The following is a 15,871-nucleotide window of genomic DNA, read 5'->3' on the forward strand; positions in this document are numbered from 1 at the left end:
CGAGCGACCGCCGCGCCGGTGCCGCCCGGTCACAGCCGTTCGATGATCGTCACGTTGGCCTGGCCGCCGCCCTCGCACATGGTCTGGAGGCCGTACCGGCCGCCGGTGCGCTCCAGTTCGTGGAGCAGGGTCGTCATCAGCCGGGCGCCGGTCGCGCCGAGCGGGTGGCCGAGGGCGATCGCGCCGCCGTTGACGTTGACCTTGGCGGGGTCGGCGCCGGTCTCCTTCAGCCAGGCGAGGACGACCGGTGCGAAGGCCTCGTTGATCTCCACGAGGTCGATGGCGTCGAGGGTCAGGCCGGTCTTCTTCAAGGCGTGCGCGGTGGCCGGGATGGGCGCGGTGAGCATGCGGATGGGGTCCTCGCCGCGCGCGGAGAGGTGGTGGACGCGGGCGCGCGGGCGCAGTCCGTGGTCGCGTACCGCCCGCTCGGAGGCGAGCAGCAGGGCCGCGGCTCCGTCGGAGACCTGGGAGGAGCAGGCCGCGGTGACGGTGCCGCCCTCCAGGACGGGCTTGAGCGCGGCCATCTTCTCGGGGGAGGTGTCCCGGCGCGGCCCCTCGTCCACGGTGGTCCCGTCGTAGGGGACGGTCTCGCGGGAGAAGCGGCCGGTGTCGATCGCCCAGATCGCGCGCCGGTGCGAACGCAGGGCGAACTCCTCCTGTTCCTCGCGGGAGATGCCCCACTGGGCGGCGATCATCTCGGCGCCGGCGAACTGGTTGACGGGCCGGTCGCCGTACCGGGCGCGCCAGCCGGTGCTGCCGAGGAAGGGTCCCTCGGTCAGGCCGAGGGGGACGGCGGCCTGCCGGGAGGCGAAGGCGATGGGGACCTGGGACATGTTCTGCACGCCGCCCGCGACCACCAGGTCCTGGGTGCCGGAGAGCACGGCCTGCGCGGCGAAGTGCACGGCCTGCTGGGAGGAGCCGCACTGCCGGTCGACGGTGACGCCGGGTACCTCCTCGGGGAGGCCCGCGGCCAGCCAGCAGGTGCGCGCGATGTCCCCGGCCTGCGGTCCGACCGTGTCGAGGCAGCCGAAGACCACGTCGTCCACGGCGACCGGGTCGATCCCGGAGCGCTCCACCAGCGCGCTCAGCACCCGCGCGCCCAGGTCGGCCGGGTGGACCGCGCCGAGTCCTCCTCCGCGCCGGCCGACCGGTGTGCGGACCGCTTCGACGATGTAGGCCTCGGCCATGGCAACTCCCTCGGGTGGAAAGGGCTATGCGCGTACGGCGATCCCGTCCAGCACCATCGACAGGTACTGGCGGGCGATCTCCTCGGGGCTGTGCTTGCCGCCGGGCCGGTACCAGGAGGCGGCGACCCACACGGTGTCGCGGACGAACCGGTAGGTGAGCCGGACGTCCAGGTCGGCGCGGAAGACCTGTTCGGCGACACCGCGTTCCAGCGTGCTGAGCCACGCCTTCTCGAACCGGCGCTGGGACTCGGCGAGGAAGGCGAAGCGGTCCTGGGCGACGAGCTGCTTGCTCTCCTTCTGGTAGATCGCGACGGCCGCACGGTGCCGGTCGATCTCCCGGAAGGACTCGGTGACCAGCGCCTGAAGCGTTTCCCGGGGCCCGAGTCCGGAGGCGAGGACGGTGTCGTAGCCGTCCCACAGCTCGTCGAGGAAGGTCCGGAGGATCTCCTCCAGCATCGACTCCTTGGAGTCGAAGTGATAGTAGAGGCTGCCCGCGAGCATCCCGGCGTGGTCGGCGATCCTGCGGACGGTGGTGGCGTTGTAGCCGTGCTCGGCGAAGACCTCGGCGGCGGTGCTCAGGAGTTCTCCGCGCCGGGCCGCTGCCGCGGTCACCTGGGGCTTCTTCTTGGTCGGCACGCACCCATTGTGATCTGCTCCGCCGCTCAGGGGTGCTGGCTGCTGACGGCGACGACCTCGCCGGTCATGTAGGAGGAGTAGCCGGAGGCGAGGAAGACGATGACGTTGGCCACCTCCCACGGCTCCGCGTACCGCCCGTAGGCCTCCCGTTCCGTCAGTTCGGCGAGCAGTTCGGCGGAGGTGACCTTCGCCAGGTGCGGGTGCATGGCGAGGCTGGGGGCGACGGCGTTGACGCGCACGCCGTAGGCGGCGGCCTCGATCGCCGCGCACCGGGTCAGCGCCATCACGCCGGCCTTGGCGGCGGCGTAGTGGGCCTGCCCGGCCTGGGCGCGCCAGCCGGCGACGGAGGCGTTGTTGACGATCACCCCGCCGCCGGTCCGGCGCATGGCGCGCAGGGCGGCCCGGGTGCAGCGGAAGGTGCCGGTCAGGGTGACGTCCAGCACGCGGGACCACTGCTCGTCGGTCATGTCGGCCAGCTCCGCCGTGCCGCCGAGTCCGGCGTTGTTGACGACGACGTCCAGCCGTCCGTGCGCGGCCAGGGCGGCCTCGAACAGGGTGCGCACCTGGTCCTCGTCGGTGACGTCGCACGGCACCGCGGCGACCGCGCCGGGGAACTCCCGGCCCAGTTCGGCCTCGTGCTCCTTCAGCCGGCGCGGGTGGGCGTCGCTGATCAGCACGCGTGCGCCCTCCTCCAGGAAGCGGCGGGCGGTGGCACCGCCGATACCGGTGCCGGCCGCGGCGGTGACGACGGCGGTACGGCCGCGCAGCAGCCCGTGTCCGGGAACGGGGACGGGGCTCTCGACGCCTTTCATGGGGGCACGCTAACCTACCAAACACTTGTTAGGGAAGGGCGGTGACGTCACCGTGGATCTGACCCACTCCCCGGCCGACGAGGAGTTCCGCATCCAGGCCCGGGCCTGGCTCGACGCGCACGTCCCGCGCACGCCGCTGCCGTCCCTGGAGACGGAGGAGGGTTTCGCGGCGCACCGCGCGTGGGAGGCCGAACTGGCCGCGGACCGCTGGTCGGTGGTGTCGTGGCCGGAGCGGTACGGCGGGCGGGACTCCGGTCTGCTGCGCTGGCTGGTGTTCGAGGAGGAGTACTGGGCGGCGGGCGCGCCGGGCCGCGTCGGCCAGAACGGCATCGGCCTGCTCGCGCCGACGCTCTTCGCGTACGGCACGGAGGAGCAACGCGCGCGCGTGCTGCCGCCGATGGCCGGCGGTGAGGCGGTCTGGGCGCAGGCCTGGTCCGAGCCGGGGGCGGGCTCGGACCTCGCCGCGCTGACCTCCCGGGCGGTGCGCACGGACGGCGGCTGGCTGTTGCGCGGGCTGAAGACCTGGTCCTCGCGCGCCGCGTTCGCCGACCGGGCCTTCGGCCTGTTCCGCAGCGACCCGGAGACCGAGAGGCCGCATCAGGGGCTCACCTACCTGATGTTCGACCTGCGGGCCCCCGGCGTCACCGTCCGCCCGATCGGCCGGCTCGACGGCAGGCCGGCCTTCGCGGAGCTGTCCCTGGACGACGTGTTCGTCCCGGACGAGGACGTGATCGGCGAGCCGGGCCAGGGCTGGCGGATCGCGATGTCCACGACGGCCGACGAGCGCGGGCTCACCCTGCGCTCGCCGGGCCGCTTCCTCGCCTCCGCCGCCCGGCTGTGGCGGCTGTGGCGGGCCCAGGGGTCGCCCGGGCACGCCCGGGACCGGGTGGCCGACGCCCTGGTCGCGGCCCGCGCCTACCAGTTGTTCACGTACGCCGCCGCCTCCCGGGTCCTGGACGGCGCCCGGCTCGGCCCGGAGTCCAGCATGAACAAGGTGTTCTGGTCCGAGCTGGACCTCGCGCTGCACGAGACGGCCCTGGACCTGCTGGGGCATGAGGGCGAACTCGCGGACGGCGCCTGGGCGGAGGGGTACGTCTTCTCCCTGGCCGGACCCATCTACGCGGGCACGAACGAGATCCAGCGGGACATCGTCGCCGAGCGGCTGCTCGGCCTGCCGAAGGGACGCCGCTGATGCGCTTCCTCCTCGACCCGGGCCAGCGCGCCTTCGCCGACGCGCTGCGGGCGATGCTCACCGCCGCGGACACCCCCGCGGTGATCCGCGCCTGGAGCCGCGGCGACCACGCGCGCGGGCGCGCGCTGTGGTCGCGGATCGCCGAGGCGGGGGTGTTCGGCCTCGCGGTACCGGAGGAGTACGGCGGGGCGGGGCCGCACCCGGTGGAGCTGGCGGTGGCCTTCGTGGAACTGGGCCGGCACGCCGTGCCCGGTCCGCTCGCGGAGACGGTCGGGGCGGCCGTACTCCTCGACGGTCCCGCGCTGGCGGCGCGCTTCCTGCCCGGGCTCGCGGCCGGCAAGGAAGCGGCGACGGTGGCGGCGCCCGGCGGGTACGCCCTCGACGGCGACGCGTCCTCGCTGCGCCTGTCTCCCGCCCCCGACGGTCTCTACCTGTCCACGGCGGCCCCCGGCCCGGTGCGCCGTTCCCTGGACCCCGCCCGCCGGCTGACCCGGCTCGCCCCCGCCGGTGAACTCCTCGCCCGCGGGGAACCGTACGACCGGGCGCTCACCTGGATCCGGCTGGCCACCGCCGCGCAGGCGCTCGGCGTCGGCCTCGCCCTGCTCGACCGGACCGTCACCCATGTGCGGCGGCGCACCCAGTTCGGGGTGCCGATCGGCTCCTTCCAGGCCGTCAAACACCGGCTGGCCGACGCCAGGACGGCCCTGGAGTTCGCCCGCCCCCTGCTGTTCGGCGCGGCGGCGTCCCTGCGCCCGGCGGAGGTGGCCGCCGCCAAGCTCACGGCGTGCGAGGCGGCGTACCGCACGGCCCGTACGGCCCTGCACCTGCACGGTGCGATCGGCTACACGGCGGAGTACGACCTGTCGCTGTGGCTCACCAAGGCCCGGGCCCTGCGCTCGGCGTGGGGGACGCCCCAGGAGTGCCGGGACGTGGTGCTCACGGACGGACTCCTGGAGCCGGAGGGACTCCGGGACCCGGACGGGCTCTGGGAGGCGGGGATGCGGTAGGAGACGGTGCCGGACCGTCGGCTCGTTCCGGCCGTACGACGCCCGCCGCCCGTGCGGACGCGAGCCACTTCGGGAACTCTCCGACGAGCCGGTCGTACAGCTCGGCGTCGGAGACCCGGCGCGGGTCGCGGCCGGCGTGGAAGAAGCCGGCGTTGTCCAGGAGGCGCTTGCCGGGGACCGCCAGCTCGTCCAGTGTGCGCAGGAACTCGAACTGCCGGCTGCCCGGGTCGCCGAAGCCGACGAACTGCCAGAACAGCGGAAGCGGCGCGGCCTTGCAGAGATGGCGCTCGGCGGCGAGCCTGTTGATCGGGCCGCCGTCGGTCTGGAAGACGACCAGGGCGGGTGCGGTGGCACCGCTGTCCAGGTAGTGGTCGATGACCGCGTCCATCGCCAGGTGGTAGCTGGTCCTGCCCATGTGCCCGAGCCCGGCCGCGATCCGCTCGATGCGGCCCTCGTGTCCGTCGAGGGTGATGTCGGTGACCGCGTCGACGTCCGTGGAGAAGAACACCACGGGCACCCGGCCGTCGTCGTCCAGGTGCGCGGACAGGCCCAGCACCCGGTCGGCGAGCGCCTGCACGCTGCCGTCCCGGTAGTAGGGCTTCATGGAGCCCGAGTAGTCGACCACGAGGTAGACGGCGGCCCGCAGTCCGTCCAGGCCGTGCTTGCGCAGGGACACCCCCGCCGACCGGTAGGCGCCGGCCAGCCCGGGCGCGGTCTCCTCCACCTTGGTCAGGCTGATCGCGGCCATGCGGACTCCTTCGGGGCGGTCACCGGGCAGGAGGGCCGAGGCTACGGCACCGCGGCCCCGGGCTCGCCGGCCCGTCGTTCCCCGCATGACCTCTGCAACTGGCACCGGCGGCCCACGAGTGCTCCCGGGGGTCCAGGACATGCGGCGGCGCCTGCCCGGGAGTCCGGTCGGGGACTGGTGGGCAGGCGCCGTCTGTGTTCCGTACGCCTTTGTACGGGACGTCTCTTGGGGGTTTCCCCGGGGCCGTCAGACCATCAGCGCGCGGTCCGTCGGGCGGATCGGGGCCGGCAGGTCGCTGGCTCCGGTCAGGAAGCGGTCGACTCCGCGGGCGGCCGAGCGGCCCTCCGCGATCGCCCACACGATGAGGGACTGCCCGCGGCCGGCGTCGCCGGCGACGAACACACCCGGCACGTTGGTCTGGAAGTCGGCGTCGCGGGCGATGTTACCGCGTTCGTCGAGGTCCAGACCAAACTGCTCGACCAGGCCGTTCTCCCGGTCGGTGCCGGTGAAGCCCATGGCGAGGGTGACCAGCTGGGCCGGGATCTTGCGCTCGGTGCCCGGCTTGGGGGTCAGCTTGCCGTCCACGAACTCGACCTCGGTGAGGTGCAGCCACTGGACGTTGCCGTCCTCGTCGCCCTCGAAGTGGGTGGTGGAGACCGAGTAGACGCGGTCGCCGCCCTCCTCGTGGGCGCTGGTGACCTTGTAGAGCATCGGGAAGGTCGGCCAGGGCTGGTTGGTCGGGTGCCGCTCGTCGCCCGGGCGGGGCATGATCTCCAGCTGGGTGACGGAGGCGGCACCCTGGCGGTGGGCGGTGCCCACGCAGTCCGCGCCGGTGTCACCGCCGCCGATCACGACGACGTGCTTGCCCTCGGCCGAGAGGGGAGCCGTGACGTAGTCGCCCTCCTGCACCTTGTTGGCCAGGGGCAGGTACTCCATCGCCTGGTGGATGCCCTTCAGCTCGCGGCCGGGCACCGGCAGGTCACGTGCGGTCGTGGCGCCGGCGGCGATGACGATCGCGTCGTACCGCTTCTTCAGGTCGCGGGCGTTGATGTCGCGGCCGATCTCCACGCCGGTGCGGAAGCGGGTGCCCTCCGCGCGCATCTGCTCGATACGGCGGTTGATGTGCCGCTTCTCCATCTTGAACTCGGGGATGCCGTACCGGAGGAGGCCTCCGATACGGTCCGCGCGCTCGTAGACGGCGACCGTGTGGCCGGCCCGGGTCAGCTGCTGGGCGGCGGCGAGGCCCGCGGGGCCCGAACCGATGACCGCGACCGTCTTGCCGGAGAGGCGCTCGGGGATCTGCGGGGCGACGTCCCCGGTCTCCCACGCCTTGTCGATGATCGAGACCTCGACGTTCTTGATGGTGACCGGCGGCTGGTTGATGCCCAGCACGCACGCCGACTCGCAGGGGGCCGGGCAGAGGCGACCGGTGAACTCGGGGAAGTTGTTGGTCGCGTGCAGCCGCTCCTGCGCGGCCGACCAGTCCTCGCGGTAGGCGTAGTCGTTCCACTCGGGGATCAGGTTCCCCAGCGGACAGCCGTTGTGGCAGAACGGGATGCCGCAGTCCATGCAGCGGCTGGCCTGCTTGCTGATGATCGGCAGCAGGGAGCCGGGGACGTAGACCTCGTTCCAGTCCTTGACCCGCTCGGCGACGGGGCGGGTCTGGGCGACCTCACGGCCGTGGTTCAGGAAGCCCTTCGGGTCAGCCATTGATCGCCGCCTCCATCATCTTCTCGGTGATCTCGGTCTCGGAGAGACCGGCTCGCTCGGCGGCGTCCTTGGCGGCGAGCACTGCCTTGTACGTGCTGGGGATGATCTTGCTGAACCGCTCCACGGCCGTGTCCCAGTCGGCGAGCAGCTTCTCGGCGACCGTCGAGCCGGTCTCCTCGGCGTGGCGGCGCACCACGTCGTGCAGCCACTGCTTGTCGGTCTCGTCCAGCGCCTCGACGGACCCGGCGTTGCCGGCGTTGACGTTGTCGCGGTCGAGGTCGACTACGTAGGCGACACCGCCGGACATACCCGCCGCGAAGTTGCGGCCGGTCGGGCCGAGGACGACCGCGTGACCGCCGGTCATGTACTCGCAGCCGTGGTCGCCCACGCCCTCGGAGACGACCAGCGCCCCGGAGTTGCGGACGCAGAACCGCTCACCGGTGCGGCCGCGCAGGAACAGCTCGCCGCCGGTGGCGCCGTAGGCGATGGTGTTGCCCGCGATGGTCGAGTACTCGGCGAGGTGGTCGGCGGCCCGGTCCGGGCGGACGACGATCCGGCCGCCGGAGAGGCCCTTGCCGACGTAGTCGTTGGCGTCGCCCTCCAGGCGCAGCGTGACACCGCGCGGCAGGAACGCGCCGAAGGACTGGCCCGCGGAGCCGGTGAAGGTGATGTCGATGGTGTCGTCGGGCAGGCCCGCGCCACCGAACTTCTTCGTCACCTCGTGGCCGAGCATGGTGCCGACCGTGCGGTTGATGTTGCGGATGGCGACCTGGGCGCGCACCGGCTGGGCCTCGGTCGCGTCGCCCGCGGCCAGGGCGTCGGCGGCGAGCTTGATCAGCTCGTTGTCCAGGGCCTTCTCCAGGCCGTGGTCCTGGGCGGCGATCTGGTGACGGACGGCGCCCTCGGGCAGGTCCGGCACGTGGAACAGCGGCTCCAGGTCCAGGCCCTGCGCCTTCCAGTGGTCGACGGCGCGCTCGACGTCCAGCACCTCGGCGTGGCCGACGGCCTCCTCGATGGAGCGGAAGCCCAGCTCGGCCAGCAGCTCGCGGACCTCCTCGGCGATGAACCGGAAGAAGTTCACCACGTGCTCGGCCTTGCCGGCGAAGCGGTCGCGCAGGGCCGGGTTCTGGGTGGCGATGCCGACCGGGCAGGTGTCCAGGTGGCAGACGCGCATCATCACACAGCCGGAGACGACGAGCGGGGCGGTCGCGAAACCGAACTCCTCGGCGCCGAGCAGCGCGGCGATGACCACGTCACGGCCGGTCTTCAGCTGGCCGTCGGTCTGGACGACGATGCGGTCGCGCAGGCCGTTGAGCAGCAGGGTCTGCTGGGTCTCGGCGAGGCCCAGCTCCCAGGGGCCGCCCGCGTGCTTCAGCGAGGTGAGCGGGGAGGCGCCCGTACCACCGTCGTGACCGGAGATCAGGACGACGTCCGCGTGCGCCTTGGAGACACCCGCGGCGACCGTTCCGACGCCGACCTCGGAGACCAGCTTCACGTGGACCCGCGCCTGCGGGTTCGCGTTCTTCAGGTCGTGGATCAGCTGGGCCAGGTCCTCGATGGAGTAGATGTCGTGGTGCGGCGGCGGGGAGATCAGGCCCACGCCCGGCGTCGAGTGACGGGTCTTGGCGACCCACGGGTAGACCTTGTGACCGGGCAGCTGGCCGCCCTCGCCGGGCTTGGCGCCCTGGGCCATCTTGATCTGGATGTCGTCCGCGTTGACCAGGTACTCGGAGGTCACGCCGAACCGGCCGGAGGCGACCTGCTTGATCGCGCTGCGCCGCGCCGGGTCGTACAGGCGCTCCGGGTCCTCGCCGCCCTCGCCGGTGTTGGACTTGGCGCCCAGCTGGTTCATGGCGATGGCGAGGGTCTCGTGCGCCTCCTTGGAGATGGAGCCGTACGACATCGCGCCCGTGGAGAAGCGCTTGACGATCTCGGAGACCGGCTCGACCTCGTCGACGGGGATCGGGCCGCGGTCGGACTTGAAGCCGAACAGGCCGCGCAGCGTCATCAGGCGCTCGGACTGCTCGTTCACGCGGGACGTGTACTTCTTGAAGATGTCGTACCGGCCGGTGCGCGTGGAGTGCTGGAGGCGGAAGACCGTCTCCGGGTCGAACAGGTGCGGCTCGCCCTCGCGGCGCCACTGGTACTCGCCGCCGATCTCCAGCGCGCGGTGCGCGGGAGCGATACCGGAGGCCGGGTAGGCCTTGGCGTGGCGGGCGGCGACCTCCCGGGCGATGACGTCGATGCCGACGCCGCCGATCTTGGTGGCGGTGCCGTTGAAGTACTTCTCCACGAAGGCCTCGTCCAGGCCGACGGCCTCGAAGACCTGGGCGCCGCGGTAGGAGGCGACGGTGGAGATGCCCATCTTGGACATGACCTTCAGCACGCCCTTGCCGAGGGCGTAGATCAGGTTCTTGATGGCCTGCTCGGGCTCCAGGCCGTCGAGGAAGGTGCCCGCGCGCAGCAGGTCCTCCACCGACTCCATCGCCAGGTACGGGTTGACGGCGGCGGCGCCGTAGCCGATGAGCAGGGCGACGTGGTGGACCTCGCGGACGTCGCCGGCCTCGACCAGCAGGCCCACGTGGGTGCGCTGCTTGGTGCGGATGAGGTGGTGGTGGACGGCCGCGGTGAGCAGCAGCGACGGGATCGGCGCGTGCTCGGCGTCGGAGTGGCGGTCCGACAGGACGATCAGGCGGGCGCCGTTCTCGATGGCCGCGTCGGCCTCGGCGCAGATCTCCTCGATCCGCGCGGCGAGGGCGTCGCCGCCGCCGGAGACCCGGTACAGGCCGGAGAGGGTCGCGGCCTTGAAGCCGGGCATGTCGCCGTCGGCGTTGATGTGGATGAGCTTGGCCAGCTCGTCGTTGTCGATGACCGGGAAGGGCAGTACGACGGACCGGCAGGAGGCCGCGGTCGGGTCGAGCAGGTTGCCCTGCGGGCCCAGGGAGGAGCGCAGGGAGGTGACCAGCTCCTCGCGGATCGCGTCCAGCGGCGGGTTGGTGACCTGCGCGAACAGCTGGGTGAAGTAGTCGAAGAGCAGCCGCGGGCGCTCGGACAGGGCCGCGATCGGCGAGTCGGTGCCCATGGAGCCGATCGGCTCGGCGGCGGTGCGGGCCATCGGGGCGAGGATGACGCGCAGCTCCTCCTCGGTGTACCCGAAGGTCTGCTGACGGCGGGTGACCGAGGCGTGGGTGTGGACGATGTGCTCGCGCTCGGGCAGGTCGCCCAGCTCGATCTCGCCGGCCTCCAGCCACTCGGCGTACGGCTTCTCGGCGGCGAGGGACGCCTTGATCTCGTCGTCCTCGATGATGCGGTGCTCGGCGGTGTCGACGAGGAACATCCTGCCGGGCTGCAGGCGGCCCTTGCGGACGACCCTGGCCGGGTCGATGTCGAGGACGCCGACCTCGGAGCCGAGGACGACGAGGCCGTCGTCGGTGACCCAGTAGCGGCCGGGGCGCAGACCGTTGCGGTCGAGCACGGCGCCGACCTGGGTGCCGTCGGTGAAGGTGACGCAGGCGGGGCCGTCCCAGGGCTCCATCATCGTGGAGTGGAACTGGTAGAAGGCGCGCCGGGCCGGGTCCATGGAGGCGTGGTTCTCCCACGCCTCCGGGATCATCATCAGCACGGAGTGCGGCAGCGAACGGCCGCCCAGGTGCAGCAGCTCCAGGACCTCGTCGAAGGAGGCGGAGTCGGAGGCGTCCGGCGTGCAGACCGGGAAGATGCGCTCCAGCCCCTTGTCGGAGGTGCCGAACAGGTCGGAGACCAGCTGCGACTCACGGGCGACCATCCAGTTGCGGTTGCCCTTGACGGTGTTGATCTCACCGTTGTGCGCGACGAAGCGGTACGGGTGCGCGAGCGGCCACGACGGGAAGGTGTTCGTGGAGAACCGGGAGTGCACGAGCGCGATCGCGGAGGCGAAGCGGCGGTCGGACAGGTCCGGGAAGAAGGGCTCCAGCTGGCCGGTGGTCAGCATGCCCTTGTAGACGATCGTCCGGGCGGACAGGGACGGGAAGTAGACCCCGGCCTCGCGCTCGGCGCGCTTGCGCAGCACGAAGGCCCTGCGGTCCAGCGCGATGCCCTCGTCGGCGCCGTCCCCGGACTCCGTCCCGGAGGGGCCTCCGGCCACGAAGATCTGCCGGAAGACAGGCATGGTGGAGCGGGCGGTGGCGCCCAGCAGTTCGGGGGCGACCGGGACCTCGCGCCAGCCGAGGACCGTGAGGCCCTCCTCGGCGGCGATCGTCTCGATACGTGAGACGGCGTCCTCGGTGCCCTCCTCCGGCAGGAACGCGATGCCTACCGCGTAGGCACCGGCCACGGGAAGGTCGAATCCGGCCACTTCGCGGAGGAAGGCATCGGGCACCTGGGAGAGGATGCCCGCGCCGTCGCCCGAGTCGGGCTCGGAGCCGGTGGCGCCACGGTGCTCCAGGTTGCGCAGGACGGTGAGGGCCTGCTCGACCAGGGTGTGGGACGCCTCGCCGGTGAGAGTGGCGACGAAACCGACGCCGCAGGCGTCGTGTTCGTTGCGGGGGTCGTACATACCCTGCGCAGCAGGGCGAGCATCCATGAACGACCGGTTCTGGCCGTTCTCGGAATGCTGGGACGGCTGGCGCGGCGTACGCATCGGCTCTCCCGTCGTCGTCATGTGGCATGTGGCAGGTGCCGAGGGACGACGTTGGCCCTCTGCGTGAGATCTGCTAGGAGATCAAAATTTCGTGCAGGTTACATGATGGAGCGGTTCTCGGGAACCGGATACACCGTTCCAACATGCGGACGCCGCGGTCGCGGCGGAGGTGCCGCGTGAACGCGGCGCGTGCCGTGCGGTGGCGGCAGCTGCCGTGTGACGGCGGGGGCCGCGCGGTGGCGGCCGACGGTGTGCGGGGCGGCCGTTACGGACAGGATCGGTCGGATCGTCGTCCGGCGGCCCGGAGGGGGTCCGGGGGGGCCTCGTCGCCCACCCCGCGGGGGCGCGGCAGGCGTCATTGCCCGCAGCGCTTACGGCTCATGCCCGGTGGCCTAGGATTCGAAACCAGCGAGTAACGGGTACTTATGCGGCCCATCGCATAGGTACCGGTCGCGCTATCCTACGGCCGTTCCGAACAACGTGCCCAGGGCGTACGTCACACCGGCCGCCGCGCCGCCGAGCGCCAGCTGCCGCAGACCGCTGAACCACCAGGTCCGCGCGGTCACCTTGGCCACGACGGCACCGCAGGCGAAGAGTCCGACCAGGGCGAGCAGCACGGCGGGCCACAACGCGCCGGCGCCGAGCAGGTACGGCAGGACGGGCAGCAGGGCGCCGAGGGCGAACGCGCCGAAGGACGACACGGCCGCGACCAGCGGCGAGGGCAGATCACCGGGGTCGATGCCCAGCTCCTCACGGGCGTGGATCTCCAGAGCCTGCTCGGGATCCTTGGACAGCTGCCGCGCGACCTGGCGGGCCAGCTCCGGCTCGACCCCGCGCGCCACGTACAGCGCGGCCAGCTCGTCCTCCTCGTCCTGCGGGTGCCGGCGCAGCTCGCGGCGCTCGACGTCGAGTTCCGCCTCGACCAGTTCCCGCTGGGAGGCGACGGAGGTGTACTCGCCGGCCGCCATGGAGAAGGCGCCCGCGGCGAGGCCCGCGAGGCCGGTGAGGACGATGGTCTGCTGGGCCACGGATCCGCCGGCCACGCCCGTCATCAGGGCGAGGTTGGAGACCAGGCCGTCCATCGCGCCGAAGACGGCGGGGCGCAGCCAGCCTCCGTTCACATCCCGGTGGGTGTGGTTGTCGCGGTGCGCCTCGTGCAGCGCGGCCTCGGTTTCGATGATGGCCATGCGGGCCCCCCAGGGAAGCTTAGCCAAAGCTAACTTTGGATGAGTTCTACTTTTCGACAACACTGAATCTACGCCTTTCCTTCCCTCCGTACCAGCAAGGAAAGGCTGTGCTAACCTGCGCTTTTCCCCAAAGGCGCTCACCTGTGCGAGAGATTGCTCACTTGCCGAGCGGGTGACAGAAGAGGCCCTTGCGCTCACCCTGCCCGCTGCCGTGGGACACATCCGCAAAGGGTCCCCGCGGCCCGCGGAAGGAGGCCGTCCATGGCATCTGTCGCCTGCACTCCCCCGGTCCCGGCGCCCGAGGGAGCCGTCGGACTCCGTGAACGGGCCCGCGGTGCGCTGCTCGGCCTGGCCGTCGGGGACGCGCTCGGGGCTCCGGCGGAGAACCTCAAGCCCTCCGAGATCCGCGCCCGCTGGGGCCGGATCACCGGGTACGTCGCCGAGCGCCCCCAGGGCACGGACGACACCGAGTACGCGATCTTCTCCGGACTGCTGCTGGCCCGGCACGGCTCGGCACTCACCCCGGCGGACGCGGAGGCGGCCTGGCACGAGTGGATCGCCGACCGGGCCGAGGGTCCTTTCCGCGGCGCGGGATTCAGCGAGCGCGGCACGCTGGAGAACCTCCGCCGCGGCCTCGCCGCCCCCATCTCGGCCCAGCACCGGCACGCCTGGAGCGACGGCCTCGCCATGCGGGCGACACCCTTCGGCGTCTTCGCTGCCGGGCGCCCCGCCGAGGCGGCCCGGCTGGTGGCCGTGGACGGCTCGGTCAGCCACGAGGGCGAGGGCATCTACGGCGGCCAGGCCGTCGCGGCGGGGGTGGCGGCGGCGATGACCGGTGCCACGGTCCCGGTGGTGATCGCCGCCGCCCTCGCGGTCGTCCCGGACGACTCCTGGACGGCCCGCTCCCTGCGGCGTGCGGTGGCGGTGGCCCACCGCGGCGAACGCGCGGTCCGCTCCGCCGTCGTCATCGGCGGCTACCCGTGGACCGACCTCGCCCCCGAAGCGGTCGCCCTCGCGTTCGGCGCGTACGCGGCGGCCGACGGCGACTTCCGGGAGGCGGTCCTGACGGCCGTCAACATGGGGCGCGACGCGGACACCACGGCGGCGGTGGCAGGCGCCCTCTCCGGCGCGACCCTCGGCCTCGCCGCGATCCCCGCTCCCTGGGCCTCCGCCATCGGCCCGGCCCGGGGCCGGTGCCTGCCGTCGATGGCCGGGCACCACGTGCTGGAGGTGGCGGAACTGCTGGTGGAGGCGGCGGAGAGGCAGACCGCGGAGACGATGACGGTGACCGGACCCCTCCCGCCCCTGCCGGCCACCACCCGGCCGACCGGGCACCAGCCGCCCTTCCCGGCCACCACCCGGCCGACCGAACCCGTCCCGCCCCTCCCCACCCTCGCCCAACCGACCGAACCCGTCCCGCCCCTCCCCGCCCTCGCCCAACCGACCGAACCCCTCCCGCCCCTCCCGGCCACCCAGCCCGCGGAAGTCCCCCCGCCCCTCCCCGCCGCCGCCCAACCCCCCGAACTCCCCCCGCCCCCCGCCTGCGCCCCCCGGCCCGCCGAGCCCCCGGTGGAAGGCCGGGAGCCCAGGGAGCGGACCCCGCTGGTGGGGGCCGGTAACGCGGGGCAGGGCGACGGTGAGGGGCGGGGATGAGCGCGCGCCGTATCGAGGGGCTCCTGCTCGGCCTCGCCGCGGGAGACGCCGCCGGCTGGCCCGCGGCACGCCACCGCGCCGTCCGGATGCCCGAGTGGACCCGCCGCCTCACCCGGGAGCTGGACACCTTCGCCGAGCAGAACGCCACCACCACCCTCCCGGTCCCGATCGCCCTCAACCAACCCCCCGAACCCCTCCGCCTCGGTCCCTCCGACGACGCCGAGTGGGCGGCGTTCGCCGCGGAGGCGGTCCTCAGGGCCGGCGACGACGACGTCCTCGGCGATCTCAGCCGGGCCCGCCGCATGCGCGCCGCCATCGACCTCACCTGGACCGCCGCCGCCTCCGAGGTCGCCGCCGCCGCGGACCGCGCCCCGGAGATCGAGTCCGCCGTACTCCCCCTGCGCGCCCGCATCTCCGTGCGCGCCGGCCTCGGCAACCTCGCCGCCGGCCTGCGCCCGCCCGCCACCGGCCACGACAACCCGCACTACTTCGACGACGCCGCCTGCGTCCGCGCCTGCGTCCTCGCCGTGGCCCACCCCGGTGACCCGCGCCAGGCCGCCGCCCTCGCCGAGTTCGACGCCCGCTACACCCAGGACGGGGACGGCGTGCACGGCGCCCGCGCCATGGCGGCGGCCCTCTCCCTCGCCCTCGCCGACGCGGACACCGACACCTGCGTGACCGCCGCCCTCGCCGAGCTGCCCGCCGACACGGAGATCGGCCGCAACACCCGTCACGCCCTCGCCCTGGCCGAGGACGGCGCGTCCGCCTTCGCCCTCGTACCCCTCCTGGAACACCAGATCGTCGACCACGTCTACAGCTACGGCATCGCCGCCGCCGAGACCGTCCCCGTCGCGCTCGCCCTGGCCACCGCCGCCCGGGGCCGCATCGCCGAGGCGGTACCGGCCGCCGCCTGCCTGTCCCGGGTCGCCGACTCCGCCCCCGCCCTGGCGGGTGCCCTCACCGGTGCCCTCGGCGGCGGCGCGGCCGTCCCGGAGACCTGGCGGGACGCCTGCCGCATCCTGTCCGGCTGCACCCTGCCCCGCCTCACCGGCACCGACCTGGTGGAACTCGCCGGATTCCTGGAAGCCGCACAACCGGCCCGCCCAGGAGGATGATTCGGG

At 73.0% G+C, this 15,871-nt stretch carries 11 protein-coding genes; 4 read left to right on the forward strand and 7 right to left on the reverse strand.

What is annotated here, in order from left to right; translation table 11 throughout:
* Nucleotides 1–29: 29 nt before the first annotated feature.
* From ACZ7N4_RS00365 to ACZ7N4_RS00375, 3 genes are read right to left on the reverse strand one after another with little or no spacing between them, the layout of a single operon-like run.
* Nucleotides 30–1,187 carry an acetyl-CoA C-acetyltransferase gene (locus ACZ7N4_RS00365; protein WP_471352038.1) on the reverse strand — a complete coding sequence of 386 codons (1,158 nt, stop codon included), beginning with the start codon at nucleotides 1,185–1,187 and terminating at the stop codon, nucleotides 30–32.
* Between the two features lie 24 nt (nucleotides 1,188–1,211).
* Nucleotides 1,212–1,823 carry a TetR/AcrR family transcriptional regulator gene (locus tag ACZ7N4_RS00370; protein ID WP_471352040.1) on the reverse strand — a complete coding sequence of 204 codons (612 nt, stop codon included), beginning with the start codon at nucleotides 1,821–1,823 and terminating at the stop codon, nucleotides 1,212–1,214.
* Nucleotides 1,824–1,849: 26 nt separating this feature from the next.
* Nucleotides 1,850–2,635: an SDR family oxidoreductase gene (locus ACZ7N4_RS00375; RefSeq protein ID WP_471352042.1), complete on the reverse strand. Its 786-nt coding sequence runs from the start codon at nucleotides 2,633–2,635 to the stop codon at nucleotides 1,850–1,852.
* 52 nt (nucleotides 2,636–2,687) lie between these two features.
* Here ACZ7N4_RS00375 and ACZ7N4_RS00380 point away from each other — a divergent pair, with 52 nt between their 5' ends.
* Nucleotides 2,688–3,827, forward strand: coding sequence for an acyl-CoA dehydrogenase family protein (locus ACZ7N4_RS00380; RefSeq protein ID WP_471352044.1), 1,140 nt, complete (start codon nucleotides 2,688–2,690; stop codon nucleotides 3,825–3,827).
* Nucleotides 3,827–4,834 carry an acyl-CoA dehydrogenase family protein gene (locus ACZ7N4_RS00385; RefSeq protein WP_471352046.1) on the forward strand — a complete coding sequence of 336 codons (1,008 nt, stop codon included), beginning with the start codon at nucleotides 3,827–3,829 and terminating at the stop codon, nucleotides 4,832–4,834. Before ACZ7N4_RS00380 ends, ACZ7N4_RS00385 begins: the two co-directional genes overlap by 1 nt.
* On the opposite strand, the gene ACZ7N4_RS00390 is transcribed toward ACZ7N4_RS00385, so the two are convergent.
* The 4 genes from ACZ7N4_RS00390 to ACZ7N4_RS00405 all read right to left on the reverse strand — a co-directional run bounded on the left by ACZ7N4_RS00390 (nucleotide 4,764) and on the right by ACZ7N4_RS00405 (nucleotide 13,097).
* Nucleotides 4,764–5,582 (reverse strand): VWA domain-containing protein, encoded by an 819-nt coding sequence (locus ACZ7N4_RS00390; RefSeq protein ID WP_471352048.1) that lies wholly within the window; start codon nucleotides 5,580–5,582, stop codon nucleotides 4,764–4,766. The genes ACZ7N4_RS00385 and ACZ7N4_RS00390 overlap by 71 nt on opposite strands.
* Nucleotides 5,583–5,828: 246 nt before the next feature.
* Nucleotides 5,829–7,292, reverse strand: a complete 1,464-nt coding sequence (locus ACZ7N4_RS00395) for a glutamate synthase subunit beta (protein WP_471352050.1) — start codon at nucleotides 7,290–7,292, stop codon at nucleotides 5,829–5,831.
* A complete protein-coding gene (gene gltB, locus ACZ7N4_RS00400) occupies nucleotides 7,285–11,826 on the reverse strand; it encodes a glutamate synthase large subunit (protein ID WP_471352052.1) in 4,542 nt (1,513 codons plus the stop codon). Before gltB ends, ACZ7N4_RS00395 begins: the two co-directional genes overlap by 8 nt.
* 539 nt (nucleotides 11,827–12,365) lie before the next feature.
* Nucleotides 12,366–13,097, reverse strand: a complete 732-nt coding sequence (locus ACZ7N4_RS00405; RefSeq protein ID WP_471352055.1) for a VIT1/CCC1 transporter family protein — start codon at nucleotides 13,095–13,097, stop codon at nucleotides 12,366–12,368.
* Between the two features lie 261 nt (nucleotides 13,098–13,358).
* Here ACZ7N4_RS00405 and ACZ7N4_RS00410 point away from each other — a divergent pair, with 261 nt between their 5' ends.
* On the forward strand, nucleotides 13,359–14,750 hold the full coding sequence (locus ACZ7N4_RS00410; protein ID WP_471352058.1) for an ADP-ribosylglycohydrolase family protein: 1,392 nt from the start codon (nucleotides 13,359–13,361) through the stop codon (nucleotides 14,748–14,750).
* A complete protein-coding gene (locus ACZ7N4_RS00415; RefSeq protein ID WP_471352060.1) occupies nucleotides 14,747–15,865 on the forward strand; it encodes an ADP-ribosylglycohydrolase family protein in 1,119 nt (372 codons plus the stop codon). Before ACZ7N4_RS00410 ends, ACZ7N4_RS00415 begins: the two co-directional genes overlap by 4 nt.
* The last annotated feature ends 6 nt before the right edge of the window (nucleotides 15,866–15,871 follow it).

It is taken from the genome of Streptomyces sp. NPDC107654, assembly GCF_055639035.1.